At 61.7% G+C, this 26,885-nt stretch carries 28 protein-coding genes; 10 read left to right on the top strand and 18 right to left on the bottom strand.

Features of this window, described 5'->3' with window-relative positions; genetic code table 11:
- Nucleotides 1–88 precede the first annotated feature (88 nt).
- The 8 genes from JFT44_RS05570 to cpaB are packed head-to-tail and all read right to left on the bottom strand — an operon-like array spanning nucleotide 89 to nucleotide 7,516.
- Nucleotides 89–361 (bottom strand): DUF3613 domain-containing protein, encoded by a 273-nt coding sequence (locus tag JFT44_RS05570; protein ID WP_198830424.1) that lies wholly within the window; start codon nucleotides 359–361, stop codon nucleotides 89–91.
- Nucleotides 362–380: 19 nt separating this feature from the next.
- Nucleotides 381–1,097, bottom strand: coding sequence for a tetratricopeptide repeat protein (locus tag JFT44_RS05565; protein ID WP_057958227.1), 717 nt, complete (start codon nucleotides 1,095–1,097; stop codon nucleotides 381–383).
- A gap of 10 nt (nucleotides 1,098–1,107) precedes the next feature.
- Nucleotides 1,108–1,995, bottom strand: coding sequence for a type II secretion system F family protein (locus JFT44_RS05560; RefSeq protein WP_198830423.1), 888 nt, complete (start codon nucleotides 1,993–1,995; stop codon nucleotides 1,108–1,110).
- Between the two features lies 1 nt (nucleotide 1,996).
- The gene (locus tag JFT44_RS05555; RefSeq protein ID WP_057958229.1) at nucleotides 1,997–2,878 is read right to left on the bottom strand and encodes a type II secretion system F family protein; all 882 of its coding nucleotides are present in this window, start codon (nucleotides 2,876–2,878) and stop codon (nucleotides 1,997–1,999) included.
- Nucleotides 2,879–2,888: 10 nt separating this feature from the next.
- On the bottom strand, nucleotides 2,889–4,160 hold the full coding sequence (locus JFT44_RS05550; RefSeq protein WP_198830422.1) for a CpaF family protein: 1,272 nt from the start codon (nucleotides 4,158–4,160) through the stop codon (nucleotides 2,889–2,891).
- Nucleotides 4,157–5,350, bottom strand: a complete 1,194-nt coding sequence (locus JFT44_RS05545; protein WP_198830421.1) for a pilus assembly protein — start codon at nucleotides 5,348–5,350, stop codon at nucleotides 4,157–4,159. Before JFT44_RS05545 ends, JFT44_RS05550 begins: the two co-directional genes overlap by 4 nt.
- Entirely contained in the window at nucleotides 5,347–6,549 is a 1,203-nt protein-coding gene (locus tag JFT44_RS05540; RefSeq protein WP_198830420.1) for a type II and III secretion system protein family protein, read from the bottom strand. The genes JFT44_RS05545 and JFT44_RS05540 overlap by 4 nt, the downstream gene beginning before the upstream one ends.
- A 19-nt stretch (nucleotides 6,550–6,568) precedes the next feature.
- Nucleotides 6,569–7,516 (bottom strand): Flp pilus assembly protein CpaB, encoded by a 948-nt coding sequence (gene cpaB, locus JFT44_RS05535; RefSeq protein ID WP_198830419.1) that lies wholly within the window; start codon nucleotides 7,514–7,516, stop codon nucleotides 6,569–6,571.
- 333 nt (nucleotides 7,517–7,849) lie between these two features.
- On the opposite strand from cpaB, the gene JFT44_RS05530 reads away from it, so the two are divergent.
- Genes JFT44_RS05530 through JFT44_RS05520 form a run of 3 tightly spaced genes read left to right on the top strand, consistent with a single transcriptional unit; the run spans nucleotide 7,850 to nucleotide 8,719 of the window.
- The gene (locus JFT44_RS05530; protein ID WP_198830418.1) at nucleotides 7,850–8,038 is read left to right on the top strand and encodes a Flp family type IVb pilin; all 189 of its coding nucleotides are present in this window, start codon (nucleotides 7,850–7,852) and stop codon (nucleotides 8,036–8,038) included.
- Between the two features lie 55 nt (nucleotides 8,039–8,093).
- Nucleotides 8,094–8,486 carry a response regulator gene (locus JFT44_RS05525; protein WP_198830417.1) on the top strand — a complete coding sequence of 131 codons (393 nt, stop codon included), beginning with the start codon at nucleotides 8,094–8,096 and terminating at the stop codon, nucleotides 8,484–8,486.
- A gap of 44 nt (nucleotides 8,487–8,530) precedes the next feature.
- Nucleotides 8,531–8,719, top strand: coding sequence for a Flp family type IVb pilin (locus tag JFT44_RS05520; protein WP_198830416.1), 189 nt, complete (start codon nucleotides 8,531–8,533; stop codon nucleotides 8,717–8,719).
- A gap of 418 nt (nucleotides 8,720–9,137) precedes the next feature.
- Here JFT44_RS05520 and JFT44_RS05515 read toward each other — a convergent pair whose 3' ends face one another.
- The 4 genes from JFT44_RS05515 to JFT44_RS05500 form a co-directional block, all read right to left on the bottom strand.
- Entirely contained in the window at nucleotides 9,138–10,820 is a 1,683-nt protein-coding gene (locus JFT44_RS05515; RefSeq protein WP_057958237.1) for a ShlB/FhaC/HecB family hemolysin secretion/activation protein, read from the bottom strand.
- 167 nt (nucleotides 10,821–10,987) lie between these two features.
- Complete coding sequence (locus JFT44_RS05510; protein WP_198791907.1) at nucleotides 10,988–12,679, bottom strand: collagen-like triple helix repeat-containing protein; 1,692 nt, start codon at nucleotides 12,677–12,679, stop codon at nucleotides 10,988–10,990.
- 312 nt (nucleotides 12,680–12,991) lie between these two features.
- Nucleotides 12,992–13,840: a MaoC family dehydratase gene (locus JFT44_RS05505; RefSeq protein ID WP_120731480.1), complete on the bottom strand. Its 849-nt coding sequence runs from the start codon at nucleotides 13,838–13,840 to the stop codon at nucleotides 12,992–12,994.
- 2 nt (nucleotides 13,841–13,842) lie between these two features.
- On the bottom strand, nucleotides 13,843–15,195 hold the full coding sequence (locus tag JFT44_RS05500) for a 3-oxoacyl-ACP reductase (RefSeq protein WP_057437632.1): 1,353 nt from the start codon (nucleotides 15,193–15,195) through the stop codon (nucleotides 13,843–13,845).
- 105 nt (nucleotides 15,196–15,300) lie between these two features.
- Here JFT44_RS05500 and JFT44_RS05495 point away from each other — a divergent pair, with 105 nt between their 5' ends.
- Together JFT44_RS05495 and JFT44_RS05490 are read left to right on the top strand one after the other, a co-directional pair.
- Nucleotides 15,301–16,578 (top strand): acetyl-CoA C-acetyltransferase, encoded by a 1,278-nt coding sequence (locus tag JFT44_RS05495; protein WP_115127314.1) that lies wholly within the window; start codon nucleotides 15,301–15,303, stop codon nucleotides 16,576–16,578.
- 174 nt (nucleotides 16,579–16,752) lie between these two features.
- Nucleotides 16,753–17,649 (top strand): PA4780 family RIO1-like protein kinase, encoded by an 897-nt coding sequence (locus JFT44_RS05490; RefSeq protein WP_029297573.1) that lies wholly within the window; start codon nucleotides 16,753–16,755, stop codon nucleotides 17,647–17,649.
- Nucleotides 17,650–17,724: 75 nt separating this feature from the next.
- Here JFT44_RS05490 and cueR read toward each other — a convergent pair whose 3' ends face one another.
- Both cueR and JFT44_RS05480 read right to left on the bottom strand, forming a co-directional pair.
- Complete coding sequence (gene cueR / locus JFT44_RS05485) at nucleotides 17,725–18,126, bottom strand: Cu(I)-responsive transcriptional regulator (protein WP_057437636.1); 402 nt, start codon at nucleotides 18,124–18,126, stop codon at nucleotides 17,725–17,727.
- A gap of 259 nt (nucleotides 18,127–18,385) precedes the next feature.
- Complete coding sequence (locus tag JFT44_RS05480) at nucleotides 18,386–18,766, bottom strand: hypothetical protein (protein WP_057437637.1); 381 nt, start codon at nucleotides 18,764–18,766, stop codon at nucleotides 18,386–18,388.
- Nucleotides 18,767–18,913: 147 nt separating this feature from the next.
- On the opposite strand from JFT44_RS05480, the gene JFT44_RS05475 reads away from it, so the two are divergent.
- Both JFT44_RS05475 and JFT44_RS05470 read left to right on the top strand, forming a co-directional pair.
- Nucleotides 18,914–19,111 carry a heavy-metal-associated domain-containing protein gene (locus JFT44_RS05475; RefSeq protein WP_057958241.1) on the top strand — a complete coding sequence of 66 codons (198 nt, stop codon included), beginning with the start codon at nucleotides 18,914–18,916 and terminating at the stop codon, nucleotides 19,109–19,111.
- 86 nt (nucleotides 19,112–19,197) lie between these two features.
- Complete coding sequence (locus JFT44_RS05470) at nucleotides 19,198–20,391, top strand: multidrug effflux MFS transporter (RefSeq protein WP_057958242.1); 1,194 nt, start codon at nucleotides 19,198–19,200, stop codon at nucleotides 20,389–20,391.
- 8 nt (nucleotides 20,392–20,399) lie between these two features.
- Here the strand turns inward: JFT44_RS05470 and JFT44_RS05465 are convergent, their stop codons facing one another.
- Nucleotides 20,400–20,579 (bottom strand): hypothetical protein, encoded by a 180-nt coding sequence (locus tag JFT44_RS05465; RefSeq protein ID WP_057437642.1) that lies wholly within the window; start codon nucleotides 20,577–20,579, stop codon nucleotides 20,400–20,402.
- Nucleotides 20,580–20,728: 149 nt separating this feature from the next.
- Entirely contained in the window at nucleotides 20,729–21,742 is a 1,014-nt protein-coding gene (locus JFT44_RS05460) for a zinc-binding alcohol dehydrogenase family protein (protein WP_198830415.1), read from the bottom strand.
- A gap of 122 nt (nucleotides 21,743–21,864) precedes the next feature.
- Here JFT44_RS05460 and JFT44_RS05455 point away from each other — a divergent pair, with 122 nt between their 5' ends.
- Together JFT44_RS05455 and JFT44_RS05450 are read left to right on the top strand one after the other, a co-directional pair.
- A complete protein-coding gene (locus JFT44_RS05455) occupies nucleotides 21,865–22,791 on the top strand; it encodes a LysR family transcriptional regulator (RefSeq protein WP_169959856.1) in 927 nt (308 codons plus the stop codon).
- Nucleotides 22,792–22,928: 137 nt separating this feature from the next.
- Nucleotides 22,929–23,627 carry a helix-turn-helix transcriptional regulator gene (locus JFT44_RS05450; protein WP_057958245.1) on the top strand — a complete coding sequence of 233 codons (699 nt, stop codon included), beginning with the start codon at nucleotides 22,929–22,931 and terminating at the stop codon, nucleotides 23,625–23,627.
- 31 nt (nucleotides 23,628–23,658) lie between these two features.
- Here the strand turns inward: JFT44_RS05450 and JFT44_RS05445 are convergent, their stop codons facing one another.
- Entirely contained in the window at nucleotides 23,659–24,612 is a 954-nt protein-coding gene (locus tag JFT44_RS05445) for an adenosine deaminase (protein WP_032859755.1), read from the bottom strand.
- A gap of 194 nt (nucleotides 24,613–24,806) precedes the next feature.
- Here JFT44_RS05445 and JFT44_RS05440 point away from each other — a divergent pair, with 194 nt between their 5' ends.
- Nucleotides 24,807–25,895, top strand: coding sequence for a calcium:proton antiporter (locus JFT44_RS05440; RefSeq protein WP_115127318.1), 1,089 nt, complete (start codon nucleotides 24,807–24,809; stop codon nucleotides 25,893–25,895).
- Between the two features lie 6 nt (nucleotides 25,896–25,901).
- Here JFT44_RS05440 and JFT44_RS05435 read toward each other — a convergent pair whose 3' ends face one another.
- Nucleotides 25,902–26,837, bottom strand: coding sequence for a LysR family transcriptional regulator (locus JFT44_RS05435; RefSeq protein ID WP_128593777.1), 936 nt, complete (start codon nucleotides 26,835–26,837; stop codon nucleotides 25,902–25,904).
- Nucleotides 26,838–26,885: the final 48 nt, after the last annotated feature.

Raw genomic sequence — 26,885 nt, 5'->3', positions numbered from 1 at the left:
CGATAGCGTCGGATCAGCCAGGGCATTTATCGGCTGACACCCGCCATCGCGGGCAAGCCCGCTCCCACATTTCTCCAGTGGCTGTGGTTTATTTGCTGCCACCCGAGCTCCCGCCTTCGCTGCCTTCGCCGAAATTTTCGGGGATCGCGTATCTTTTGCTTTCCAGCAAACGCTGCATCGCCAGCTCGCGTTCGGCGGGCGTTGCTCTCTGCACCGTGGGCGAGGCGGCTTGCCCGTTGACTTGCAGCCCCAGCCAGTTTTCCGTTTCTTGCTGGGCCTTGGACGAGGGCCCCGGTTCGATGGCCATTGCCGTCAGGGGCAGGGCCAGCAGCGTCAGGCTGGCGAGGTAATGGAATTTCATCATCGGCTCCTTCAAGCGCTTACTTGATTAGTACAGGCGGTGCATCGCTGGCCGCCGCGACCTGGTCCTTGGCCGCAGGTGTGCCGGCAGCCTTGAGTTTCTCGGCGCGGGCCTGGGCCTCGCTGACCTGCTCGGGGCTCAAGCCCACCTGGCTGGCCAGTTGCGCGGCCTGCCCCCAGTGGTCCTGGTAGATCAACAGCGTCACCAGGTTGACCGCCGCCAATTGGTCGCTTTGCTTGAGCTCCATGGCCGTCATGAACTCAAAACGCGCCTCTTCCAGGCGCCGTTGATTGAGGTAGACCACGCCCAGGTCATTGCGGATTTTCTCGTTGGTGGGCGCCAGTTGCGCCGCCCGCTGCATATGGGCCAGGGCTTGGGCGTTGTCGCCCTGGGTCGCCGCCAATTGCCCCAGGCCGTGTTCCCCTTCGGCGGCCATGCAGGTGCCCAGCAGGCTGCGGTACAGCGGTTGCGCTTCGCTGCGCCCGAGCAGGCGATAAACCTTGGCCTTGCGCTGGCGCACTTGCGGCAACGACTCCGGCAGGCTTTGCAGGTTGGCCAGGCTGGCGTGCATCTTCCCTTCGTTGGCCATGTCGTCAGCCAGGTTCAGCGACAGCTCCTGTTCGGCGCTGGGCGTGGTGCAACTGCCCGGGGTCATCAACGCCGACCACGGCGTCTGGCCGTTACTGGCACAACCGCCGAGCATCAGCAGGCTCAGGCCTGCAATCAGTGCTTTCATCGAGTGCTCCTCAAAAGCTGCTCAGGGCCCGGGAGATCGCAATAAACGCCGGCCCCCCCAGCACAATCAATAAAGCGGGAAACAGGAAGACCATCATCACCACTGACATCTTGGCCGACATCTTCGAGATGAATTCCTGCAAACGGGTCAAGCGGCGGTCATCGAGCAGTTGCTTGAGGGCCAGCAGCGACTTCATGGCACCGCCACCCTGCTGGATCAGTTGCTGCAGAATGATGCAGGTGTCGGTGAACTCATCCACGGCCAAGAGCCTGGCGGTCTTGCCCAGTTCCTCGCCCAGTTCCAGGCCCGAGTCGACCCGTGCCAGGATCAAGCGCAATTCCTGGGTCAGGGCGGGCAGCAGGCGCTGCGCTTCAACGCTCAACACACGCAGCGACTGCTCAACCGCCATGCCCGACTCGAACAGAATGCGCAGCAGCGGGATAAAGGTCGACACCTCGCGGGAGATTTGCTGCTGCCGGGCCTTGGCGGCACTGGCGAGGATGCGCTTGGGGATCAGGTAGCCCACGCCCAGGCCGAGCAGGGGGGCGATCCACGGGGAGTCGGCATTGGGAAAGATCAGGCTTTGTGCCACCAGCATCACCCCGGCCAGCACCAGCGGCACGCCAATCTGGCAGGCAGCGAAGATCGAGCGCTGATTGGCTTTGCGCCAGCCCACGCGGTTGAGCAGGAGCTGGGTTTCGTTATCCATGCTCACTGAGCGTTGGGCCAACTGGCTGCTGCCAAACTGGCTGAGCAGGGTGCCGAGACGGTCACCGCGCACCAGTTGGCCTTGCAGGCGTTGGTTGACCAGGCGCTCGCGGCGGCGCTGGTTCAGCAACTGGCCGGCGATCAGCACGAGCGCAGCCAGAAATAATAAGGCACTGATCAGCAGGACCATCTCAAATACTCCGCAACATGCGCCACATCGTCAGGCAGCCCAGCACCTGCATGCTCAGCGCGGCCAGCAGCATGTAGCGGCCGCTGTCGTCATTCCACATGGTCATCAGGTAGCCGGGGTTGATCAGCATGAAATAGCCCACCATCGCTATCGGCATGCCGGCCAGCACGAACGCGGTGACGCGTGTTTCGCCGGTCATGGCGCGCAATTGCCGGGCGCCTTGTTCCCGCTCGCGAATGACCTTGATCAGGTTCTCCAGCAAGTCGCTGGCGTTGCCGCCATAGCGATGGTTGACCTTGAGTCCCAGGGCGAGCATGCGGAACTCGTCCTGTTCGTAGAATTCGGCGAAATCACTGGCGGCCTCGGGCAGGCTGACCCCCAGTTGCACGTTGCGCTGAATGCGCCCCATGGCGGGCTTCAAGGGTTCTTCGGTACTGTCTATGGCTCCCAGCAAGGCATCGGCCAGGGTGCGCCCGGACTTCAGGCTGCGCACGGTATGGTCGAGCACCTGGGGCAGTTGTTCGATCATCCGCTTGACCCGCCGCCGATAGCGCCAGGCGATGTACAGCCGCAGTATCAGCGGCGGCAACAGAAGCATGGCGAGCAGGCCGACCCAGCTCCATACCAGAAACCCGAGGACTGCGCCCAGCACCCAGCAGGTCAGCCACAGGCCCAGGCTGTCGGTGGGTTTGCCCAGGCCCGCACGCTGGAACATGCGCTCCAGGCCGACCCAGCGCCCGCGCTCTTCGGCCAGCAGTGGCTGGCCTGCGGCGAGCCGCTCCAGCACGCGGTCGGTTTCCGCCTGGCGCAGGCCACTGAGGAACAGGTGCAGCGACACGCCAATCAGAATCACGCAACTGAACATCAGGATGGCGCCGGTCATGGTGACGCTCCTATAGCGGCAGGGCGGATTCGCGGCGCAGCTTGTCACCCGACGGGTTGAGGGCCTCGCGCAGGAAGCCAAAGCCGGTGCGCCGGTCATGGCGGAACAGGGTGTTGGTGACATACACGTCATCGCGCACACCCACCACTTCCACCACTTCGCTGACGCAACGCCGGCCATCGGGCAGGCGGGTCAGTTGGATCACCACATCCAGGGCCGCGCAGATCATCTGGCGCAGGGTTTTTTCGGCAACCACGCGACCGGTCAGGCCCACCAGGGTTTCCAGGCGCAACAGGGCGTCCTGGGCATTGTTGGCGTGCACGGTGCTCATGGAGCCGTCGTGGCCGGTGTTCATTGCGGTCATCACATCCAGCACCTCCACGCCACGGATCTCGCCGAGGATGATGCGGTCCGGGCGCATCCGCAGGGCGTTGCGGATCAGGTCGCTGGCCTTCACCTCGCCGTGCCCTTCGGCATTCGGCGGGCGGGTTTCCAGGCGCACCACGTGGGGGTGGCCCAGTTGCAGTTCGGCGACGTCTTCGATGGTCACCAGGCGTTCGTGGGGGTTGATCAACTGGCTGAGAATATTGAGCAAGGTGGTCTTGCCGGTGCCGGTACCGCCGCTGATCAGGATATTGCAGCGCTTGCCCACCGCCTCCTGGAAAAACTCGAAGATCGACTGGTCGATGGTCTGCATCGCCACCAGGTCGCTGCTCTTGAGCATGTCTTTGCGAAACTTTCGAATCGACAGGCACGGCCCGTCCAGGGCAATCGGCGGGATGATCGCGTTGACCCGGCTGCCGTCGGGCAGCCGGGCATCGACCATCGGCGATGACTCATCCAGGCGCCGGCCCAGGGGGGCGAGGATGCGTTGCATGACCCGCTCCACATGGTGGGCGTCGATAAAACGCAAGTCGCTCTGGTGCAGCAGGCCGTCCCGCTCGATAAACACCCGGTGCGGGCCGTTGACCAGAATCTCGGTCACCGACGGGTCACGCAACAGCACTTCCAGCGGGCCGAAACCGGTCAGCTCATCGACGATTTCTTCGGCCAGGCGCTCCATCTCATAACGGGAAATCGCCAGGTGCATGCGGGTGATGTATTCGGACACCTTGTCGATGACAAATTGCGCCAGGGATTGGCGCGAACCTTCCAGCAGGTTTTTCCCCGACTCTTCGATGGCGTCGATGATGTAGCGATGCAGCACCAGTTTCAGGCCGTCGTGATCCACCGCGCTGTTAAGCCCGCGAGCGGGGGTGCCGAAGAGATTTTCGCTGCTCATTTGGTTGTCCCCAGCAGCCGTTCAAACCAACGGGTGGAGGGTTTCTCCATGCCCTCGGTGCGTTTGGCCAGGCGTTCGCCAAGCGCTTTCAGGTTCTGCGTCAGGGGCTCCCGGGGGGCCAGGCTGAACAGGGTCTGCCCCTGGTTCTTGGCGTTCAGGCGCACCTCGGGGCTCAATGGCAGCACGGCAATGACGTCCAGGCCGAAGCTCTTTTCCAGGGTTTCGGTGTCGGGGGCGGCGCCCTTGAGATAGCGGTCGATCAGCAGCCGTGCATGCTCCAGTTTCATGCCTTTTTCCCGCCACTGATTCAGCACCGCCAGGTTACGCCGGCAGTCGAGGACGTTCTGGTCGGTACACCACAAAAGCTTGTCGCAGTGGCTGACAAAGGTGCGCAGGGCTTCGCTGTCGCGCTGGCCGGTGAGGTTCACCACGATGTGCTGGAAGTGTTGGCGCAAGGCACTGAGCAGCATGTACAGCTCGGCGGCGCTGGTCATTTCCAGCGGTTCGTCGTTTTCGGTGTAGGCGAGGATGCGCAGACCGCCTTCGGTGGCGGTGAAGGCGCTGTTGATCAAGGTGGTGTCCAGGCGGCGCAAATGGCGCAGGGCATCGCCAAAGTTGAACGAACTTTCCAGGCCCAGCAGCGCCAGGCTGTCGCCACGGGGCAGGCCCAGGTCCAGCAGCAGGGTCTCTTGCCCGCTCTTCTGCACCACCATCGCCAGGTGGCTGGCCAGCAGCGCGCCGTCGGCATTGCCCTGGGTGCCATACAGCACCGTCAGGCCACCCAGGTGCGCATTGTGGGCGACTGGCGGCAAGCGTTTATTCAAGCGCCGCACCAGGCCGGCGACCTCACTGGAGCGTGAACCGTAGGCGACAAAATCCCGCGCCCCGGCGCGCATCGCGTTGAGCACCAGTTGATTGTCCATGCCGTCGCCGAGGGCGACGATGGCCAGCATCGGCTTGGCTTCCAGCGCGCCCTCGATCAAGGCGCTCTGGGCGACCACATGCTCGCGGTCCAGGCCGACGAACACCAGGTTGGCGAAGGTTACGTCCACCAGGGCCAACAGTTCGTCGAGGCTGCCGCCACCGGCACTGACCACTTGGCCCAGGGGCGCCAGGGCCCCCTGCAGCCATTCCAGGTCGGTGGTGTTGCGGGTAATTGCCAGGAACGTCTGGCTCAGGCTATCGCTCATTGGGAAAGTCCTGTGTGTCGGTCGAAGTTGCCGTTTTCCAGGAAGTACAAGCGATACCAGTTGGGGTCGTAGTTGCGCAGTTTTTCACCGGGCAGGGACGGCAAACGGGCGTTGGCAGCCAGGGGTTGGACCAGGTGCGGGGTGACGATCATCAGCAGCTCTTTTTCCTCGCGGCTGACGTTGCTGTCACGGAAAAACGCGCCAAGGATCGGGATATCGCCCAGGCCAGGAAACTTGCTGATGGTGGAGCGGTTGTTATTGCTGATCAGGCCGCTGATCACAAAACTTTCGCCATCGGCCAGGGAAACCGTGGTGTCGGTGCGGCGCACGGTCAGGGCCGGCACCTGGATGCCTTCTAACTCCAAGGCGTTGGCGTAATCCAGCTCGCTGACTTCCGGTGCGACCTTGAGGGAAATCCGCGTGCGGTCGATCACGGTGGGGGTCAGGGTCAGGCGGATACCGAACTCTTTGTACTCGATGGAGATCGTGTCGCTGCCGGCACTCGGCACCGGGATCGGCACTTCGCCGCCGGCAAGAAAGGTCGCGCTGTGCCCGCTCATGGCAACCAGGCTCGGACGCGCCAGGGTATAGGCAAAACCGCTGCGCTCCAGGGCGTTGATCATCGCCGAAAAGCGCCCGCCGCCGATGCCGATGTTAAAGCTTTCGTTGTCCAGCGGCAGGGCCCCCCCGGCTGTGCGCGGGCTGCCGAACAGGAAGTTGCGGGTGCCGCCAAAGATCGACGTACTAGCCTCCTTGAGCTTGGTGCGGCTGACTTCGACAAAGCGGATATCGGTCTGCACCTGGCTCGGCAGGGACGGGTCGTCGGAGGGCGACAGGGCCAGGCTGGTCAGGGTCGAGGTGGCCTTGCCCTTGACGAACACCATGCTCTGGCGCGGCGCGCTGGAGCAGTGGGTCCAGACCATCAGGCTGGTGGCGCCAGAGGCAACGCCGGTGAGCAGGAACGCACGATTCCCGTTGAGGTGCACGTCGGCGATTTTCGGGTCGCCGATGGCCAGGCGGGTAATAGGCACTGGCGATTGCAGGGTTTGTTGCAGGCCTTCACCGACCTCGACCACGGCCGGCAAGGCGCCCAGGTTGCTGCAGCTGTCAGCGGCGGCGAACGCCAGGCCCACAGGCAGGCTGGACAGCATCAGGGCCCAGGCCATTTGTGTGAGCGCAGGTGCGAGATGTTGGCGCATGCAAGGCATCCTTGTTCAATCAGGGATTGTGTTGGGTCGCTTGGTTACCGCGTATGACCTCAATGCCGGAGCGCCGGAATTCGCTGGCACCCCCGGCCTGGGCGAGTCTTTTCGGCGCGCCGAGCATGGCCAGTTGAGTGAACTGGTACAGCTCGCGATTGGCGCTTTGCAGTTTGGCGAAGGCCTCGTTGTCCCCGGCCCAGTACTGGCTCAGCAATTGTTCATCGGCACTGCGCACTGCCAGGCGCAAGGCGCCGACGCTGGTGGCCAGCATCAAGCGGCTCATCAACTGTTGCGGCACCGCCAGCACTACCGTCCGCGGCGGGCCTGCCTGACGTTGTGCCTGGCGGGCTTTTTCTTCATCGGTAGTGGGCGGCGCAACGGCGGGCTTGCCATCGTTGGTGGGGCCCAAGTTATCGCCCACACTGAGCAGGCGCAGGGCTGGCACGATGATCTGCGAGGTGGGCTCCGGATTAGTGCCTTCCGGGCGCAGGAACAGCAGCACATCCACATAATCCCCAGGGCTCAACTGGCCTGCGGCACCGATGACTTCATCGACGGCCACTGCCAGGGCGCGTTCGTCAGTGCGGATCATGCGGGCCAGTGGGCCACCGGCATTGAAGCTGGAATCGTCCAGCCAAGTGCCAGCGCTCAGGGCTCTCAAGGGCGTGCGGCCGATGGCCTGGTCGAGGCTGGTCAAGCTGCCAGCGGGTGCGGTGCGCAGCTTTTCCAGGGTCAGGTCGGTGGCGGTGAGGGCAACATACGGTGGCACATCATGGGCCAGCACCACTACCGATTGGCGGGTCTGGTCTTCGACGGCGGCGACGGTTTTTTCTACAGAAACGCCAGAGGGCGCAGGCTCTGCAGCCGGCTCAGGCGGACGACTTAGCACCAGCCCCCAATAGCCTGCAAACAACGCACCGATTAATAACAACCCGGCCAGGATCATGCTGACACGACTGTTCATGAAGGCTCTCCCTATCCTGTTGCTTGCACTACGGGCCCGTTTTTCCTAACGAGTTGATTTCGCAACCAGGCAGCTATGAACATCTAACGATTTCGCTATTTGACGGTAGCCGAGCTAAGACAAAATGCCATTAGCCACCACGATTTATTTTGGAACCCTCGCGCATTGCCTTAGACGCACAGGTTTATGGCGCCAAAGTGGCGGCTAATACTTTGTGATTAATCCGTTCTTACAGTTGTTGAGGTGGGTTTTGTTGACAATGCTCTAGTGGCACGCGGCAATCACCGTGCAGCACTGCGATATCAGCGCAAGCAAGCGCAAAGGAGAAGTCATATGTTCCTTACCTTCATGATGAAACTCTACGTTCAACTCCAACTGTTCTTTCATCGCAAAGAGGGGGCGACGGCGATTGAGTACGTGATTCTTGTCGCGGTTATTGCGCTGGTCGTGCTGGCGGCCGGGCAACTGCTTGGGCCTCAGATCGAGGACATGTTCGAAAGAATCGGGGATGCCTTGAGCTGATTGGCAATAGAGCCTTGAGCAAGCCCATCAGTGATTGTCTTGGAAGGTATTGCTCATGAACGCTGTTGTTGCGAGCCGCCAGCAGATCCTGTTGGTGGATGACGAAGAAGAGGCCCTCGTTGAACTGGCGGAATCGCTGGGAGACGAGGGCTTCGCTTGTTTCTGCGCCAACTCCGTTACGGACGCATTGCAGGAACTGACACTGCATCCTGATATTGCGCTGGTCATTACCGACCTGCGCATGCCTGAAGAAAGCGGCATTTCCCTGATCAAGCGCTTGCGTGAGCACACCTCACGCCAGCACTTGCCCGTGATTGTCATGTCCGGTCATGCCGAAATGGATGATGTCAGTGACATGTTGCGGTTGCAGGTCCTGGACCTGTTTCGCAAACCCATCTATCTGGTTCGGTTGATCGACACTCTGAACAATCTGTTTCCCCGGGCGTAGGGAACAGTTGGCCTGTCCGTAGCGCCCTGCTGAGGAGATGCCCTATGTTGCCTGCCCTGCTGCTGAGGATGTATGCGTGGTCGATGCTGTTCTGGCGCCGGCGGGACGGTGCGACGGCTATCGCGTATGTGATTTTGATTGTGGTGATTGCGTTGGTGGTGTTGGCGGCTGGGAGGTTGTTGGGGCCGCAGATTGAGGCGTTTTTTGGCAAGGTGGGGGATGCGTTGACCTGAGTGCGATGGCCATAGGTATCTACACTGGGGTTGTGTACATATCCGTTGCTGCGGTCACGGCGGCTGTTGGTTCCGCCCTTACGGCGGGTCACTTTCGAAGAGCGCGAAAGTAACCAAAGCGCTTTTGCCCCACCACTCGGTGCCTCGCCTAGGCTCGGCATGCCCGCAGTCAGGCATTGCTCCGTGGGCCCGCCGCGATCGGCCATCCATGGCCGTGTCGCGGCTACCCCGGCATCCATGCCGGGGTGCCCACTGCGCAATACCTGCCTGCGGCCAGCGTGGTTTAACGGGGCGCCTGAGATCAAGATCAAAAGCCAGATCAAAAGCAGAGCTACGGCAACCGCAGAGTCAGAGCGCGAAGCTGCGTTCCCTGTGGAAGCTGGCTTGTCGGGTCGCCGCATCGCCGGCAAGCCGGTTCCTATAGCTGATAGCTAAAACTCAATGTATAGCGCGGCCGCCGGTTAAAGCTATCCATTGCCATATCGGACATCGGCTTGGCCGCCTCCAGCGCGATGTTGTAGTACTTGGCATCGCCAAAGCGCACGCCAACGGCGGCGGATGACATGTCGCTGTCCTTGACCGGCAGGTTGTTGAACCAGGCCTTGGCGCGGTCGAGCACGACGTAGGGCTGCACGATTCTTACCCAGTCGCCGGCGCGGTTGTAGCTGTAGTTCACCTCGTAGGCCACCCCCCAACCCTTGTCGCCCGAGCCCTGGTCATCCGGGTAGCCTCGGCCGAAATTTTGCCCACCGAACACCGCACGTTCGCTGTCGGGCAAGGTGTCGTCGCTCCAGTACAGCGCTGCCGAGAGCACGCCTTGCCAGTTGTCGAAGAACTTGTCGCTCTGCACCCCGGACAGGCGCAGGCGGAAGAAGTCCAGGTCCGACTTTATCCCCTCAAGGTCACTGCGCGTGTGGGCTCCCAGTCCGTCGATGCCCTGGTACAGGCCGGCGCTTAGGATGCGCAGTTGGCGATTGTCGGCCTTGCGCCAATCCCCTTCAAAGGCCAGCGCACGCAAGTCGGTTTCTACGTCAAAGCGTTGCGGGTAACCCACCAGTTGATAGCGAGTCCTGTCGTTCACCCCGTAGAAGCGGGTGCCGAGGGTCAGGGACTCGCTGGGCGAGGCGATCAATGGGTGGCTCAGGCCGATGGAGAAGCGGTCGTTCTCGCGGTGTGGCTTGAGCGAGAAGCCGCCGTTCAGGCGGATATGGGTGCTCGGATCGCTGCGATAGCGCGCGCCATACAAGCTCAGTTGTGTGCCTTCGGCGTTGATGAATTGGCTGTAGTCGAGCCGGTAGTAATGCTCTTTGTCTTCACCCGGCGGGAACAGGCCGCTGAGGCTCACTTGTTCGCCCATTGCCGTGTGGGAATTGCTGGTGCCGGCGATCAAGGCTTGTAGGCCGCCACGGCTGTCGTCGGTCATGTTCATGCTGCTGGTAAAGGGTTTGCGGCTGGCCTGGATGTTCATGTGCGCGGCACCATCGGTGGTGCCCGGTGGCGGTACTTGCGCTTGCAGCGTGACGCCCGGAATGCGCCCCATCAAGGTGGTATAGCGCTCAAAGGTCTTGCGGGTCAGCGGGCGTTCGGCCTGGAGTTTTTGCGCCAGTTTGTCGACGTAGGCCGAGACCGAACCAATGTCGCCTTGTACCTGGTAGTCCTTGATATAGCCCTCGACCAGCACCACGCGCACCAGGCCCTGTTCGAAACGCTGGTCGGGCAGGAAGGCGTAGGACAACAAGTAGCCATCCTGCTGGTAGCGGCGAGTGATGCTGCGGGTCGCTTCGATCAGTTGCGCGAGGTTGGTTTCACGGCCAATCAACGGCTCGAACACCTGTGCAACGTCCTTGAGCGGGTACACCGTGCCGCCTTCGATCTGCAGCTTGCGGATGGTGACTTTGGTGTCCATCAGCAGCGGTTGCGCTTGTGCGGCCGGGGTCTCGGGTAGCTGGGTCTGCGGCGTCACCGGGCGGTAGGCGTCGGCCGGCAGGTTGGGGACCGGGAGATTGCGAATGGTGTCGTTGCTGTTGAGGAAGCTGGGTAGGGTCTCGGCGTGGACGTAGGCGCTGAGGGTGAGCAATAACAACGGGGTCAAGGCGCGCATAGGACACTCCATGGTCAAAACTGCAGCGGCATTTCGCAGGTTCCCACCGGGCTCTTGGACGCGGTTGGGAGTCCAATAAAAAAGACGAGAGACCCATTGGAATCTCTCGTCTCAACCAAGCGTAGGCGCTGTAGGGGAGGCCGTCTAATGGGCCAGGTGCAATTTTTCTATTGACCGGTCAGGCCCTTGAGCAGGCCGCCTACGCCGGTGTTTGCAGTGGCCGATCCAGACGCCGTGGCGTTGGCGTTGATGTTCAGGCCGCCGAGCAGGCCACCGCCACTGCCGCTGGTGCCGCCGGTGACCAGACCACCCACTGAGGAGACCGCTCCACCGACTGCGTTGACGGTCTGGCCCACGGTGTTGGTGATCGGGTTGGCATTGGCTGCGGTGATGTTGCCACCGAGGCCGCTGACTGCGCCGCCTACTTGAGTCACCAGGCCATTAACCGGTGCACCGATGCCGGTAGAGGTGCCGATGTTTTGGGTCAGGCTGCTGACCCCCGAAGTCACAGGGTTCAGCGCCGCGCCCACATTGTTCGCAAGACCTGCGACCGGTGCGGTTGCCGCCGTGTTGGCGACGCCGTTGCCACCGATCACTGTGCCGAGCGAAGCCACCGTGTTGCCCAATGCGCCACCTGCCACACCGCCCGCACTGACGGTACCGTTGGTGTTGCCCGCATTCAGGCCGTTACCGACGTTGGCCACCAGGCCGCCCACCAGTTCAGGCAGACCGGAGGCTGGGGCGCTGCCACTGCCGGTTCCGGCAGACGGTGCGACATAACCACCTGCAGTGCCTGCTACCGCACCGACACCGCCGAGTACCGTGCCCAGGGCACCGGTCACCGGGTTGCCTGTGCCACCTGCGCCTGCCACCTGGGTGCCGAGGCCGGTGGCGGTAGAGCCGACTTTATCCAGCAGGCCGTTGACCGGGTTGCCCAGGCCAGTGGCTTTGCCCAGATTGCCCGTGGTGTTTTCCACCAGCGAGACCACAGGCACCAGCACTTTGCCGCCCAGGGTGTTGGTGACCGATCCCAGGGGACCGGTGGTGCTGGCAGTGCTCAAGGTATCGCCGAGCATGGTGACCGCCTGGCCGACTTTATCCACCAGGCCACCGGCGGCCCCACCGACGCCGCCAGTAAGGCCGCCGACTACTGGGATACCGCCCAAGGTGGTCGACAGGGTTTTACCGGTGTTCGAAACCCCGGTGCCCAGGTCGGCGACGCCGTTGGCCACGCCGGCCACGGTAACGCCCAGGGAGTTGCTGTTAGTGCCCAGGGAACCCAGGCCATCGCCGACGCCAGTGCCGATGCTGCCGACCGCGGTGCCCACGCTGGTCACCAGGCCACCTGCCGTAGTGCCGACTACTGGAACACCGCCAACGGTTGTGCCGATGCCACCAATGGCTGTTCCGACATTGCCGAGCGTGTCGCCCAGGTTGGCTGCAATCTGCCCAGTGACCAAGGGGCTGGTGGTCGAGCCAGTGCCGCCGCCAGTGCCGCCGCCGGTACCGCCACCAGTGCCGCCGCCAGTGCCACCGCCGGTACCGCCACCTGTGCCGCCGCCAGTGCCACCGCCGGTACCGCCACCAGTGCCGCCGCCAGTGCCACCACCGGTACCGCCACCAGTGCCGCCGCCAGTGCCACCGCCGGTACCGCCGCCGGTACCGCCACCAGTGCCGCCGCCAGTGCCGCCGCCAGTGCCACCACCATCACCACCGCCGGTACCGGCACCGGCATCCGGGGAGGAGGATGCGACGCTGCTCTTATGACCGCCACCACCACTGCTGCAGCCTCCCAGGCTCATCGCCAGAATAAGGGCCAATGCAGTACTTGCCTTCCACAACACGACTTGAGTTTTCATGATGAGTTCCTTAGCACCTGGTACAGCCTTTGTTGGTTTCGCTAGTCCGCCCGTTCTTCAGCGAGCAATACATGCGTCCGTTGTGGCTATAACAGTCCTCGGTACTCTTTGTCGCAACGCTCAACTTGGTATTAACGATTTATATACAGGCAGGTTTATTCGTCTTGGTGACTAATACCAAAGGTATATAAGACGGCTTTTTGTTTGGGGTGATGTGTTTTAAATCAATGGCTTAAATAAGCTTGCGGGCTACCAATGACCCGCTATAACTTAGGGTGTATATATACAATTAATCAGCAAATTACCCCGGTTTCAGGCAATCGGCTGCCAATTCCCGAGCATATGTTCGATGTCGCCATCGCCCTTGAGTTGCAACTCGCCGCCGGAGCCGGGGGCACTGCTTAACAAGATGACCTGTCCAGGCAGCCGCACAGGTTTCTTGAACTCAACGTAGATCTCGATATTCGCCGCCGGCAGATGTTCATGCAGGGCCGCGACGGTGCGCGCCTTGTTCCACAGCCCATGGGCGATCGCCTGGGGGAAGCCGAACAGCTTGGCAGTGAGGGCGCTCAAGTGGATCGGGTTGTAGTCGCCGGATACTCGGGCGTACCGCCGACCGATGTCGGACGGCGCCTGCCAGCGGGTCAGTTCGCTGACGGTATTAGTTGTTGGCAGGGATTGCTCCGGCGTCTCCCCCTCGAGTTTCACCCCACGACAGAGCATTCGACTTTCGCCTTCCCACAGCAAGCCCAGGGAATCCTCGACGGTGGTGATCAAGTCAAAGGTCGCACCCTTGGCATGGGGTTGCAGGTTGCGCGTATGCACACTGACCCGCACCTCGCTGACCCCGCCCATGGGGCGGAATACGCGGATACGGTTGCTCAGATGCACCAGGCCCAACAGTGGGAAAGGAAATTCCCGGGCTGTCAGCAACTGTAACTGCAGGCCGAACGCCAGGATGTGCGGATAGGTCGCCGGCAGCATTGGGCTGTCGGCAAACCCGCAGACCTTGCGATAGGCCGCCACTGCCTCGGGATTGACCTGCACCCGGCAGTGCAGCCCAAAGTCGGGCAGGGTGGTGCCGGTAATTTTGCGCTTGAGTGCGGCGCGCCAGTACAACGGTGGCAGCGCCGGGCTGCTGGGTAATGTGTGCCACAGCATCGTTATGCTCCCAGCAGGCTTTGCCCGCACACCCGCAACGCCTGACCACTGACCGCCCCCGAGCCTGGCTGGCCTAGCCAAGCCACTGCTTCTGCAACGTCCTGCGGCAGGCCGCCCTGGCCCAGGGAGCTCATGCGCCGCCCGGCTTCACGCAAGGCGAAGGGAATATGCGCAGTCATCTGGGTCTCGATAAAGCCCGGTGCCACCGCGTTGATGCTGATGCCGCGTTGCGCCAGCAACGGCGCCCAGGCTTGGGCCAGGCCGATCAGCCCGGCCTTGCTCGCGGCGTAGTTGGTTTGCCCGCGATTGCCAGCGATGCCGCTGATGGACGCGAGCAATACCACGCGGCCATTGTCGTGCAGGGTGCCGCTGTCGAGCAGGGCCTTGGTCAACACTTGCGGGGCGTTGAGATTGACCGCCAGCACCGCGTCCCAGTATTCCGGGGTCATATTGGCCAGGGTCTTGTCGCGGGTGATGCCAGCGTTGTGCACCACAATGTCGATGCCGTCCGGCAATTGCTCGATCAATTGCGTGGCCGCGTCATCGGCGCAGATATCCAGGGCAATGCCACGCCCGCCCAAACGTGCGGCGAGGGCGTCGAGATCGGCCTTGGCTTGCGGCACATCCAGCAACACAATTTCGGCACCGTCGCGCGCCAGGGTTTCGGCAATCGACGCGCCGATGCCACGGGCAGCTCCGGTCACCAGGGCCTTGCGCCCGGCCAGCGGGCGCGTCCAGTCGTGCACCTGGGTCGGGCAGGCGCTCAGGCGCAGCACTTGGCCGCTGATATAGGCACTTTTCGGCGAGAGGAAAAACCGCAGCGCACCTTCCAACTGATCCTCGGCGCCTTCTGCGACATACAGCAGTTGCAGGGTGCCGCCGTTGCGCAGCTCCTTGGCCAGGGACCGGCTGAAGCCTTCGAGGGCGCGCTGGGCGCTGGCGGCAAACGGCTCGTCAAGGCTTTCCGGGGCGCGGCCGAGAATCACCAGGTGTGCGCTGTGGTCGAGATTTTTCAGCAGCGGCTGAAAGAATTCGCGCAGTTGCTTGAGTTGGTCGGTGTGCTGCAAGTGGCTGGCGTCGAACAGCACCGCCTTGAGCTTGGGACCATGCCCGGGAATCCACGGCGTGGCCTGCAGCGGTTCGGGGCCGTAGCTGTAGATGGCCTCGGTGAGTTTATTGGCAAACCCCTGCACCTGGGCCGCGAGCGGGCCGCCGCCCAACAGCAGGGCGCCGTCCACCGGACGCAGGCGCCCGGCTTGCCAGCGCTCCAGGCGTACCGGGGACGGCAGGCCAATGGCCGAGACCAGGCGGTGGCCGAGGCTTGAGTTGGCGAAGTCGATATAACGGTCAGACATGGAACGCTCTCCGGCTGCTGGGGTTCAAAGGGTGGACCATCAATCGGTGACAGTCGTTCCTAGTCTAGGCTCAGGATTGCACCTACCACCTTCAGGGAGCTTTACATGACTCAGTTGCGCCGCGTCGCGATCATTGGCGGTAATCGTATCCCCTTCGCTCGTTCCAATGGCCCCTACGCCACAGCGAGTAACCAGGCCATGTTGACCGCCGCCCTGGAAGGTTTGATCGAGCGCTACAACCTGCACGGTCTGCGCATGGGCGAGGTAGCCGCAGGTGCAGTGCTCAAGCACTCGCGGGATTTCAACCTGACCCGCGAATGCGTGCTGGGCTCGCGCCTGTCGCCACAAACCCCGGCCTATGACATTCAACAGGCCTGTGGCACCGGGCTGGAAGCGGCGCTGCTGGTGGCCAACAAGATTGCCCTGGGGCAGATCGAATGCGGGATTGCCGGCGGCGTCGACACCACCTCCGACGCGCCCATTGGCGTCAATGAGGGGTTGCGCAAAATCCTGCTGCAAGCCAATCGCAGCAAATCCATGGCGGATAAATTAAAAGTCCTGTTACAACTTCGTCCGCAACACCTCAAGCCGGAACTGCCGCGCAATGGCGAGCCGCGTACCGGCCTGTCCATGGGCCAGCACTGCGAGCTGATGGCGCAGACCTGGCAGATTCCCCGCGCCGAACAGGACCAACTGGCCCTGGAAAGCCACCAGAAGATGGCCGCGTCCTACGCCGAGGGCTGGCACAACGATTTGCTCACGCCGTTTCTCGGCCTGACCCGCGACAATAACCTGCGCCCGGACCTGACCCTGGAAAAACTCGCCAGCCTCAAACCGGCTTTTGAACGCAGCGAAAAGGGTACCCTCACCGCCGGCAACTCCACCCCCCTGACCGATGGCGCGTCCCTGGTGTTGTTGGGCAGCGAAGCCTGGGCCAAGGAGCGTGGCCTGCCGATCCTCGCCTACCTGCGCGATGGCGAGGCGGCGGCGGTGGATTTCGTCAACGGCGCCGAAGGGCTGTTGATGGCGCCGGTGTATGCCGTGCCACGCCTGCTGGCGAGAAATGGCCTGACACTGCAGGATTTTGATTACTACGAAATTCACGAGGCCTTCGCTGCGCAGGTGTTGTGCACGCTCAAGGCCTGGGAAGATGCCGATTACTGCAAGACCCGCCTGGGCCTGGACGCGCCGTTGGGCGCCATCGACCGCAGCCGCCTTAACGTCAAGGGCAGCTCCCTGGCGGCCGGGCACCCGTTTGCCGCCACCGGTGGGCGTATCGTCGCGAACCTGGCCAAGCTGCTGGATGCGGCGGGCAAGGGGCGCGGGCTGATCTCGATCTGCGCGGCGGGCGGGCAGGGTGTGACAGCGATCATTGAGCGCTGATCTCGGCTATCATCCGAACGCCTTGGGCAATAACGGCTTTGTCGGATTAATCTGGCATATTGGATGCATTCTTTAGCAGATCAAAGCTCGTTACCCTCTCCCCGCTGTGCGAGGATTGCCGTATAACGAGTGCCATACGCGTGTTTGGTAATAAAGGACCCACAATAAAAGCTGATGAAGACTCCTAAACGCATTGAACCCCTGATCGAGGACGGTCTGGTCGACGAAGTGCTGCGCCCACTTATGAGTGGTAAAGAAGCAGCTGTTTATGTGGTGCGCTGCGGCAACGAGTTACGTTGCGCCAAGGTTTACAAGGAGGCGAATAAACGAAGTTTTCGTCAGGCGGCCGAATACCAGGAAGGCCGCAAGGTCCGCAACAGCCGACAGGCCCGGGCCATGGCCAAGGGCTCCAAGTTCGGCAAGAAAGAAACCGAAGACGCGTGGCAGAACGCCGAAGTAGCGGCGCTGTTTCGCCTGGCCGGTGCGGGCGTTCGTGTGCCCCAGCCCTACGACTTCCTCGAAGGCGTGTTGCTGATGGAGCTGGTGGCCGATGAATACGGTGACGCGGCGCCACGTCTGAACGACGTGGTCCTGGAACCGGATCAGGCCCGTGAATATCACGCCTTCCTGATCTCGCAGATCGTGCTGATGCTGTGTACCGGCCTGGTGCACGGTGACCTTTCGGAGTTCAACGTGCTGTTGACGCCGACCGGCCCCGTCATTATCGACCTGCCGCAAGCGGTGGATGCGGCGGGTAACAACCACGCATTCACCATGCTGGAGCGGGACGTGGGCAACATGGCTTCGTATTTCGGGCGCTTTGCCCCGGAATTGAAGACCACCAAGTACGCCAAGGAAATGTGGGCGCTGTACGAAGCCGGCACCTTGCACCCGGCCAGCGTGCTGACCGGCGAGTTCGACGAGCCGGAAGAGTTGGCGGATGTGGGCGGCGTGATGCGCGAGATCGAAGCGGCACGGCTCGACGAAGAGCGGCGCCAGGCGATCCGTGCGGCGGATGATGCGCCACCGGGCAAACCGGCGGAAGAACCGCCACCGCCTTGGATGCAGTGATCTTCAGGTCACTGGCAATGTAAATGTGGGAGCTGGCTCCCACATTGGGTTTTGTGGGCGGTCAGTGATACCCCGTCACTTGCAACAACCGCCCGCTGCCAACTCCTTGAGAATCGGGCAGTCCGGCCGGTGATCGCCCTGGCAGTGCTCCATCAGGTCCTGCAATGTATCGCGCAGCTGCCCCAACTCGCGGATCTTGTGGTTCAACTCTTCGATATGCTGGCGAGCCAACGCCTTGACGTCGGCACTGGCCCGTTGCCGGTCCTGCCACAGTTCCAGCAACTTGCCGACCTCCTCCAGGGAAAACCCCAGATCCCTCGAACGCTTGATGAATGCCAGGGTGTGCAGGTCGTCGTGGCCATATAGGCGATAGCCGCTGTCGCTGCGATTGGCCGGTTTAAGCAGGTTGATGGATTCGTAATAGCGAATCATCTTGGCGCTCAAGCCGCTTTGCCGGGCTGCCAGACCGATGTTCATGGGCGGTGATCCTCCAGATCCTTGGGTTTCCAGGTTTCAACAGCAGTGCATTGCTCACCATGTCCGCGCTGGACAGGGTCCGTAGCGGGTCGAGCAGGCCGAACCAGTTGGACACAACAGCCCGAATGGATGCTGCCCAATTTTGCGCAAATCTCGCGGCCGGCGGTTGCGCTTTGCGGCAGTCTTCCGGGAAATGTTAGCGGTAGGATCAACCTTGACCTTAGGGGAAGGTCAAGCTCCATTGTTTGCCTGCTGTGGATTAATAGCCCAGCTTTGCCGCCTTGAGGTACATGCCGTCCGCACCCTGGGCAATGCGCAGTTTGCGCACATCGCCAGCCTTCAACTCGATGTGCTGTGCCTTGGGCGCCAGCAATCCCGGCAGACAGCCTGGGGCTTGGCCTGGCAGTAGCTTGAGGCGCAGCGAGACCGGGCCTGCGGGGAAGTTGAACGAGGTGGATTGCTCCTGGAACAGCCGCCCGGCCAACTGGTCATTGACGTACAGGCCAATCTCGCAATTGGTGGGGACTTCCAGGCGCTCCCTGGAAATGATCAGCACCGCATAATCCTCGGCCGCGCTGGCCTGGGGGGCGGCGGCGAACAGGCTCAACAGGCTCACAAGGCCAAAAAGCGACCAGCGCATGGTGAATTCTCCGGGTTTCAAATCGTGGATGGTTGCAGCTTGGCCGACGCCGCCAGGGAATACCAGCCCGGCTGTTGTTTTCGGCGCTTGACCTTGCCATCGTGGCAAGGATGAAACTGGGTGCAACCTCACTTAAGGAGTCATGTCATGCAAATATTCAGCGTTGAAGGAATGACCTGCGGCCACTGCGTTCGTGCCGTCACCCAAGCCGTTCAGGCCCTGGACCCGGCAGCCAGTGTGAAGGTCGATCTGGGGGCCAAGGAAGTCGGGGTGGAAAGTCGTTTGTTGCCGGAAGAAGTGATCCACGTGATTACCGAAGAAGGCTACAGCGCCAAGCTCGCCTGATTATTTAATAGTTAGCGAGCTATCGTAATGTTCAAGGCACCCAAGCGCGGCTAGACTGTCGGGCTGCCGACTCTTTTGGGTGCCTGATGAACCTTCGCATACTCCTCATTTTGGGGGCCTTGAGCGCATTTGCGCCGCTGGCCATCGACTTTTATCTGCCGGGCTTCCCGGCCATGGCGGTGGCGTTCGGCACCGACGAAAAACATATCCAGTTGACCCTGGCGGTGTACTTCACCGGGCTTGCGGTCGGTCAATTGATCTATGGGCCGCTGGCGGATCGTTTTGGCCGGCGCATCCCGCTATTGAGTGGTGTCACCCTGTTCACCCTGGCCTCCCTGGCGTGCGCCTATGCGCCGTCCCTGGAGTGGCTGATCGGTGCGCGCTTCGTCCAGGCTCTGGGCGGGTGTGCGGGCATGGTGATTTCCCGGGCGGTGGTCAGCGACAAGTGCGACGCGGTGGGTTCGGCCAAGGTCTTTTCGCAGTTGATGCTGGTGGTCGGGCTGGCGCCGATCCTGGCGCCGATGCTCGGTGGGGTGATGGTCAGCCTGTGGGGCTGGCAGTCGATTTTCCTGGCGTTGACCCTGTTCAGCGTCGGTGCGGGTGTGGCAGTGGCTGTCGGTCTGCCGGAGAGTTTTCCGGCCCATCAACCTCGGCAGCCGCTGTCCGGAGCGTTGCGCCAGTACGGGCGCCTGCTGGCCGACCGCGTATACCTGGGGTATGCCGTGACCGGCGGCATCGCGATTGGCGGGATGTTTGCCTACATTGCCGGTTCGCCTTTCGTCTTTATCAAGCTGTACGGCGTGCCGGCTGAGCATTATGGCTGGCTGTTCGGCACCAATGCCGCGGGCTTTATCCTGGTGGCGCAGGTCAATGCGCGGCTGCTGTCCAAGCGCGGGCCGGCCTTTCTCCTGACCCGTACGGTATGGGTTTACCTCGCGGCAGCGCTGGCGTTGTTGGCCGTCAGTGCCTTGCATACCGAAGCACTGTGGCCGCTGCTGGTGCCGCTGTTCCTGTGTATCGCCAGCCTGGGCTGCATCATGCCCAATACCTCGGCGTGCGCCATGAACGGCCAGGGCGCGCGGGCCGGCAGCGCCTCGGCACTGCTGGGCTGCATCCAGTTTGGTGTGGCAGCGGGTGCGGCATCGTTGGTCGGCGCATTGCACGACGGCACGGCCATGCCGATGTCGATCGTCATCAGCCTGTGCGGGGTGTTGGCGGTAGTGGTGGCCATGTGGACCCAGCGCCTGCAGCGGCAGCGAGCCTTGCAAGCGCAGGTCTGACAGTCTTTTCAGCCCGTAGCGCGCTGCTGGTTTTCGGGAAACCGGTGGGGCGCCTGGATCCGGTTTTGCAGGGTGTTGGCGAAGGCGCGGGCCTCGGCTTCACTGCGGAAGGTAAAGGCGTCCTGGTCCAGGCGGACCTGCCATTTGTTGCCTTGGGATTTTGCTAACGCTTTTATCAGGATCTTCATTGCTGACTTCCTCACGTAAAAGATTGCGTGGCAAAGGCGGCCAATATAAACCCGAAGACGCTCAAAAATATGACAAGGATCAAGTGTCTGACTAGCGGTGCCGTCCGTTGCCCACAGGTGGAACGGACGACACTGACAGAGCCCGCGTCTTAGAAGCCTTCCAGCACAATCTTGCCCTTGGCCTTGCCGCTTTCCAGCAAAGCATGGGCGCGGCGCAGGTTCTCTGCGTTGATCACGCCGAAGTGCTCGCCCACCGTGGTTTTCAGGGTGCCGGCTTCGATCAGCTCGGCCACTCGATTGAGCAGGTTGTGTTGCTCGATCATGTCGGCAGTCTCGAACATCGAGCGGGTGTACATGAATTCCCAGTGCAGCGACAGGCTCTTGCGCTTGAGCTTGAGCACATCCAGCGACTTGGGGTCATCAATCAGTGCCAGTTTGCCTTGGGGCGCGAGCGCTTCGACCAACTGGTCCAGGTGCTGGTCGGTCTGGGTCAGGCTGGCGACGTGGGTCACCTGTGGGTGGCCTACGCGCTTGAGCTCTTCGCTCAGTGGCTGGCTGTGGTCGACTACCAGGTCAGCGCCCAGGTCCTTGGCCCAGGCCTGGGTTTGCGGGCGCGAGGCGCTGCCGATCACCTTGAGTGCGGTGAGTTGCGCCGCCAATTGGGTGAGGATCGAACCTACGCCACCGGCAGCGCCGACAATCAGCAGGCTCTGGCCTTGATCGGTCTTGCCTTCAGGCACTTGCAAGCGCTCGAACAGCAGTTCCCAGGCGGTGATGGCAGTCAGCGGCAGGGCGGCAGCTTCGGCGAACCCCAGGCTCTTGGGCATATGGCCGACGATGCGCTCATCGACGGTGTGCAGTTCGCTGTTGCCACCCGGGCGGGTCAGGGAGCCCGCATAAAACACTTTGTCGCCGGCCTTGAACAGCGTCACTTCACTGCCCACCGCCTTGACCACACCGGCCACGTCCCAGCCCAGCACTTTGGCCGCGCCGTTTTCGGGGGTGACGTTCTGGCGGATCTTGGTATCCACCGGGTTGACCGAGATGGCTTTGACTTCTACCAGCAGGTCGCGCGGACCGGCCACCGGCTCAGGCAACTGGATATCCTGCAGGGACTTTGGGTCGTTGATTGGCAATGCGGCGTAGTAGGCGATGGCTTTCATGGCAAGTTCCAGGAAGGGCGGAATGGGATGGTTAGATCATTAGCTATTTCTCTTGCAGATAAAACCCGCTAAAAGAGCAGTCTCTTTCAATGTTTTTTTGATAATCCCTCGGGGCGGTGGTCATGCTGCGTTTTGATGATTTGCAGTTGTTCGTACGTGCGGCGGATTTGGGGAGTTTGTCGGCCGCCGCACGGGTCATGGATATGTCGGCGGCGGTGGCCAGCGCAGCGTTGAAACGCATTGAGCAACAATTGGGCGCGCGCTTGCTGGCACGTTCCACTCGCAGCCTGCGCCTGACTGCCGAGGGCGAGGGTTTCTTGCAATACGCCCGCGGTGCCTTGAGCCAACTGGATGAAGGCCGGCGCTTACTGGCCAGCAGCCAGGACCATGTCAGTGGTGTTTTGCAACTGTCGGCGCCTTCGGACTTCGGCCGCAACCTGCTGTTGCCGTGGCTGGACGAATTTCAGCGCGAGCACCCGCAATTAAGTGTGCGCCTGCTACTGGGCGACCGGATTGCCGACCTGTTCCGCCAGCCGGTGGATATCGCCTTGCGCTATGGCGAACCCGAGGATTCGAGCCTGGTGGCCTTGCCGGTCGCGCCGGACAATCGCCGGGTGCTCTGCGCCGCGCCCAGCTACCTGGCCCGGCATGGCGAGCCGCGCCACCTGGAGGAGCTGGCCCAGCACAACTGCCTGCTGTACATGCTCGGTAGCCGAGTGCATGACCATTGGCGCTTTCAGGATGGCAAACGGGAAATCAGTCTGACGGTTACCGGTGACCGCTTCAGTGACGATGCCGACGTGGTGCGGCGCTGGGCCGTGGCCGGGGTGGGGATTGCCTACAAGTCCTGGCTGGATGTCAGTGCCGACGTACTGGCAGGCCGCCTGCGGTTGCTCTTGCCGGAGCTGCAGGGTGAGCGCACACCGCTCAATCTGCTGTGCGCCCATCGCGCGCAGTTGAGTAAGCCGATCAACCTCCTGCGTGAAATGCTCGTGGCACGTTGTGGGAAGTTGAGTGCGCAGTTGCCTGAACAGCAAGGGACTACGTAATAACCCCAGGGAATTCAGGAAACTTCAGGCAAATGCTGTCGCTGATTTGGCTGTAAGACGCCACGGAATCTGCTGCTTACACACTTATACTTTTCCGCGAAATGGAGCAGACCAACGAATCTACAGGGAGTGAATACATGGAACAGGCACCTTGCATCAGCCAGATCGCCACCTTGCTGGCCGACCCCAAACGCGCCGCGATGATCTGGGCGTTGATGGACGGCTCGGCCAAGCCGTCCGAAGAACTGGCGATGCTGGCGGGGTTATCCGCGTCATCGGCCAATGCGCATCTGGCGCGATTGGCGGCGGGTGGATTGCTGCGCATTGAAGCCCGGGGGCGCAAACGCTTCTTTCGCATGGCGGCGGCCGATGTGAGCGCGGCAGTCGATGCGCTGGCCAGTACCACCATGGCCAGTGTGGCGCGCAGTGCAGTCGGCCTGCCGGTGGCGGCCTTGCTGGCACCGTCGTCGTTGCGTCAGGCGCGGCTTTGTCATGACCATCTGGGGGGTGAAATGGCGGCAGCACTCTATCAACGCATGGTGTTGGCGAAGTGGGTTGAACGCTTCGAACAGCGGCTTCACGTGACGCCGTTGGGCGCACGCCAATTGGCCGAGCGTGGCATTTACACCCAGGCCCTGGCGCAGCACAGTTACTCGACGATGGCTTGTGATTGTTTTGACTGGAGCGAGCAGCAACCGCACCTGGGCGGGGCATTGGGGGCGGGATTGTTGCAGTTGTTCATGCAGTCACGCTGGCTGACGGTGATCAATGAGTCGAGCGTACTGCAGGTCACCGAGACCGGGCGCCTGGAAATTGCCCGGATGGCGGCCTTGTAGGAGCCGGAAAACCGGCCCCTACAGGGTTTGGTCAGGGCTTGACCAGGCGTGCATCCAGGCTGTTTTGCGCCAGGCGGCGGGCCTGGTCCTGGGTCATGCCCAGCGAGGTGTGCAGCGCGTGGAAGTTCTCGGTGACATAACCGCCGAAGTACGCCGGGTCATCCGAGTTCACCGTGACCTTCACCCCACGCTCGAGCATGTCGAGGATGTTGTGCTGGGCCATGTCGTCGAACACGCACAGCTTGGTGTTGGACAGCGGGCACACGGTCAGCGGGATCTGCTCATCGATGATCCGCTGCATCAGGCGCTCGTCTTCAATGGCGCGCACACCATGGTCGATACGCTGGATCTTCAGCAGGTCGAGGGCTTCCCAGATGTACTCCGGCGGGCCTTCCTCACCGGCATGGGCGACGGTCAGGAAACCTTCGCCACGGGCGCGATCGAATACGCGCTGGAACTTGCTTGGCGGGTGGCCCATTTCCGAGCTGTCCAGGCCTACGGCGACAAACGCGTCCCGGAACGGCAGCGCCTGGTCGAGGGTTTTTTGCGCTTGCTCTTCGCTCAGGTGGCGCAGGAAGCTGAGGATCAGGCCGCTGGTGATGCCCAGTTGCTGCTCGCCATCTTTGAGCGCGCTGGCGATGCCGTTGAGCACCACTTCAAACGGGATCCCCCGGTCGGTGTGGGTCTGCGGGTCGAAGAACGGTTCGGTATGGATCACGTTCTGCGCCTTGCAACGCAGCAGGTAGGCCCAGGTCAGGTCGTAGAAATCCTGGGAGGTGCGCAATACATCGGCGCCCTTGTAGTAGAGGTCGAGAAACTCCTGCAGGTTATTGAAGGCGTAGGCCTTGCGCAGGGTTTCGACGTCGTTCCACGGCAGCGCGATTTTGTTGCGTTCGGCCAGGGCGAACAGCAACTCGGGCTCCAGCGAGCCCTCCAGGTGCAGGTGCAGTTCGGCCTTGGGCAGGGCATTGAGCCAGTCGTACATGGGGGCGTTCTCATCAGGTGCAATGGCGGCATTCTACAGGCCAGGGCGCAAATAATCGGTAAAACCTGACCGAGCGGTAAGCATTGTTCGTGCCTGCGGCAATGGGCGAATGAACTAAGGTGTAACGAAACGTTAGCGATACGCCGCAGTCTGTACCCCATCAATGACTGATTTGCCGCTCGAAAAGGCCCGTAATGCTCACATCCCTCAAGCAAGAAAAGTACATGTGGCTGGCGCTGATCGCCGCCCTCGCAGCCTACCCTCTGGAGCACTGGCTGTTGCACAGCGGACAGATGACGGCCCTGTTCGGCGGCCTGGTGCTGATCGGTTTTATTGTCATGGCCTCGATGCGCGTGGCCCACCATGCCGAGCTGCTCGCCGAAAAGGTCGGCGACCCCTACGGCACCATGATCCTGACCCTGGCGGCGGTGCTGGTGGAAGTGGTGATCCTGGCGATCATGATGAGCAACGAGGCATCGCCGACCCTGGTGCGTGACACGATCTACTCAGCCGTAATGCTGGATATCAACGGCATCCTTGGCCTGGCTGCGTTGATGGGCGGCATCAAGCATGGGGAGCAGTCCTACAACGATGATTCGGCGCGGACCTACAGCGTGATGATCTTGACTGCCATGGGCGTGTCCATGGTGGTGCCGGAATTTATCCCCGAGGCCGACTGGAAAATCTACTCGGCCTTCACCATCGGTGCGATGGTGGTGTTGTATGCCTTGTTCCTGCGTATGCAGGTGGGGCCACACAGTTACTTCTTCAGCTACAGCTATCCGGAAAAACGTCGCAAGCCATCGCCGCAAGAGCACGCCTCGCCGGTCAACCTGACGTTCTCCATCGCGACCCTGGTGTTTGGTGTGGTGGTGATTGGCGCATTGGCCGAGGTGATGTCCAAGACCCTGGACCTTGGCCTGGAGGGCACGGGGGCGCCGCCGGTGATCACGGCGATCCTGGTGGCCGCGATTTCCGCCGCCCCGGAGATTCTGACCGCCTTGCGCGCAGCCTTGGCCAACCGCATGCAGTCGGTGGTCAACATCGCGCTGGGGGCTTCGTTGTCGACGGTGATTCTGACGGTGCCGGTGATGGAAGCCATGGCGCTGTACACCGGCCAGCCGTTTCAGATGGCGATGACCCCGGTGCAAACGGTGATGGTGTTTATCACGCTGATTGTCAGTGCGATCAACCTCAACGATGGCGAAACCAACGCCATCGAAGGGATGACCCATTTTGTATTGTTTGCGACCTTTATCATGCTGTCGCTGCTGGGGGTATAGGCCTGGCTAGGTGATTTTGCGCGCGGGCCAGAGCCCGTTTTCAAACATCCTCTCGCTTTCCTGTTTCAACTCGGTAATCACACGTGCGACGCAAGGGTCCGTCAACTTTCCCCGGTGGCGGGCGATGCAGATGGTGCGAGTAACCCGAGGGACTATCAGCGCAGCCTGCAATTGCCGGGTGCGTAGTTTTTCCGCAACGGAACTGGCGGCCTGGATACCGAACCAGTTGCCGGTTTCTATCAAGCGCACCTGGAATTCGCCGGAATCTATTTCAATGCTCACATTGAGGGTGAGGTCGTGGCCCGCCAAATGATTGTCCAACAGGGTGCGAATACGGTTGAGGCGCGAGGCCATGACCAGCGGAAACTCCGAGAGTCTTTTGACGTTGATCTCCTGCAGATTGAGCAGGCTGTGACTGCCCACCAAGTAGAGATCCTCCTGGGCGAAGTCTTCGCAGACCACCTCGGTGGAGGATTTGCGGTCGAACAGCAGTGCGATGTCCAGTTTCCCGTCGCTCAGCCAATCCCAAAGATAAGCGGACGGGGACTCTACGACGCGCAAGCGGATTCCCGGGTAGGCGGCTGCCAGTCGGGTCAGGAGTGGGACGACCAATACATTGGCGCAAGAGTAGGGCACGCCTATGACGACTTCTCCTTCGGGAAAATCAGAATCTTCATGTATTTTTTTGTAGGCCATTTCGGCCATGCCCAGTAGTTCATAAGCGCTGCTTAAAAAACGTTGGCCCAATGCAGTCGGCGAAGCCCCTCTGGCATCTCTCGTTAACAATTGCACACCAATAGCTTGTTCGAGTTTGGTCAACGTTACAGTAAGAGCAGGTTGTGCAATGCCCAGTTTGCGCGATGCGGCCGTCACACTGCCTTCTTCGCATACAGTCACAAATGCAATGAGCCTGCCTATATCGAGCTTTCGGGCATTTTTCATGGGTTAGCCTGTCATGGGGTATATATCTTATATATGGGTCAATCAAAA

This window comes from Pseudomonas sp. MF5691 (genome assembly GCF_016405645.1).
GTDB lineage: Bacteria > Pseudomonadota > Gammaproteobacteria > Pseudomonadales > Pseudomonadaceae > Aquipseudomonas > Aquipseudomonas shahriarae.
The sequence above is the reverse complement of the archived record's forward strand: the minus strand, read 5'-3'. Positions and strand labels throughout refer to the sequence as shown.

Bases quoted from the DNA above. Each gene is read 5' to 3' on its own strand.
- JFT44_RS05570 (WP_198830424.1), bottom strand. From the start codon at position 361: ATGAAATTCCATTACCTCGCCAGCCTGACGCTGCTGGCCCTGCCCCTG.
- JFT44_RS05565 (WP_057958227.1), bottom strand. From the start codon at position 1,097: ATGAAAGCACTGATTGCAGGCCTGAGCCTGCTGATGCTCGGCGGTTGT.
- JFT44_RS05560 (WP_198830423.1), bottom strand. From the start codon at position 1,995: ATGGTCCTGCTGATCAGTGCCTTATTATTTCTGGCTGCGCTCGTGCTG.
- JFT44_RS05555 (WP_057958229.1), bottom strand. From the start codon at position 2,878: ATGACCGGCGCCATCCTGATGTTCAGTTGCGTGATTCTGATTGGCGTG.
- JFT44_RS05550 (WP_198830422.1), bottom strand. From the start codon at position 4,160: ATGAGCAGCGAAAATCTCTTCGGCACCCCCGCTCGCGGGCTTAACAGC.
- JFT44_RS05545 (WP_198830421.1), bottom strand. From the start codon at position 5,350: ATGAGCGATAGCCTGAGCCAGACGTTCCTGGCAATTACCCGCAACACC.
- JFT44_RS05540 (WP_198830420.1), bottom strand. From the start codon at position 6,549: ATGCGCCAACATCTCGCACCTGCGCTCACACAAATGGCCTGGGCCCTG.
- cpaB (WP_198830419.1), bottom strand. From the start codon at position 7,516: ATGAACAGTCGTGTCAGCATGATCCTGGCCGGGTTGTTATTAATCGGT.
- JFT44_RS05530 (WP_198830418.1), top strand. From the start codon at position 7,850: ATGTTCCTTACCTTCATGATGAAACTCTACGTTCAACTCCAACTGTTC.
- JFT44_RS05525 (WP_198830417.1), top strand. From the start codon at position 8,094: ATGAACGCTGTTGTTGCGAGCCGCCAGCAGATCCTGTTGGTGGATGAC.
- JFT44_RS05520 (WP_198830416.1), top strand. From the start codon at position 8,531: ATGTTGCCTGCCCTGCTGCTGAGGATGTATGCGTGGTCGATGCTGTTC.
- JFT44_RS05515 (WP_057958237.1), bottom strand. From the start codon at position 10,820: ATGCGCGCCTTGACCCCGTTGTTATTGCTCACCCTCAGCGCCTACGTC.
- JFT44_RS05510 (WP_198791907.1), bottom strand. From the start codon at position 12,679: ATGAAAACTCAAGTCGTGTTGTGGAAGGCAAGTACTGCATTGGCCCTT.
- JFT44_RS05505 (WP_120731480.1), bottom strand. From the start codon at position 13,840: ATGCTGTGGCACACATTACCCAGCAGCCCGGCGCTGCCACCGTTGTAC.
- JFT44_RS05500 (WP_057437632.1), bottom strand. From the start codon at position 15,195: ATGTCTGACCGTTATATCGACTTCGCCAACTCAAGCCTCGGCCACCGC.
- JFT44_RS05495 (WP_115127314.1), top strand. From the start codon at position 15,301: ATGACTCAGTTGCGCCGCGTCGCGATCATTGGCGGTAATCGTATCCCC.
- JFT44_RS05490 (WP_029297573.1), top strand. From the start codon at position 16,753: ATGAAGACTCCTAAACGCATTGAACCCCTGATCGAGGACGGTCTGGTC.
- cueR (WP_057437636.1), bottom strand. From the start codon at position 18,126: ATGAACATCGGTCTGGCAGCCCGGCAAAGCGGCTTGAGCGCCAAGATG.
- JFT44_RS05480 (WP_057437637.1), bottom strand. From the start codon at position 18,766: ATGCGCTGGTCGCTTTTTGGCCTTGTGAGCCTGTTGAGCCTGTTCGCC.
- JFT44_RS05475 (WP_057958241.1), top strand. From the start codon at position 18,914: ATGCAAATATTCAGCGTTGAAGGAATGACCTGCGGCCACTGCGTTCGT.
- JFT44_RS05470 (WP_057958242.1), top strand. From the start codon at position 19,198: ATGAACCTTCGCATACTCCTCATTTTGGGGGCCTTGAGCGCATTTGCG.
- JFT44_RS05465 (WP_057437642.1), bottom strand. From the start codon at position 20,579: ATGAAGATCCTGATAAAAGCGTTAGCAAAATCCCAAGGCAACAAATGG.
- JFT44_RS05460 (WP_198830415.1), bottom strand. From the start codon at position 21,742: ATGAAAGCCATCGCCTACTACGCCGCATTGCCAATCAACGACCCAAAG.
- JFT44_RS05455 (WP_169959856.1), top strand. From the start codon at position 21,865: ATGCTGCGTTTTGATGATTTGCAGTTGTTCGTACGTGCGGCGGATTTG.
- JFT44_RS05450 (WP_057958245.1), top strand. From the start codon at position 22,929: ATGGAACAGGCACCTTGCATCAGCCAGATCGCCACCTTGCTGGCCGAC.
- JFT44_RS05445 (WP_032859755.1), bottom strand. From the start codon at position 24,612: ATGTACGACTGGCTCAATGCCCTGCCCAAGGCCGAACTGCACCTGCAC.
- JFT44_RS05440 (WP_115127318.1), top strand. From the start codon at position 24,807: ATGCTCACATCCCTCAAGCAAGAAAAGTACATGTGGCTGGCGCTGATC.
- JFT44_RS05435 (WP_128593777.1), bottom strand. From the start codon at position 26,837: ATGAAAAATGCCCGAAAGCTCGATATAGGCAGGCTCATTGCATTTGTG.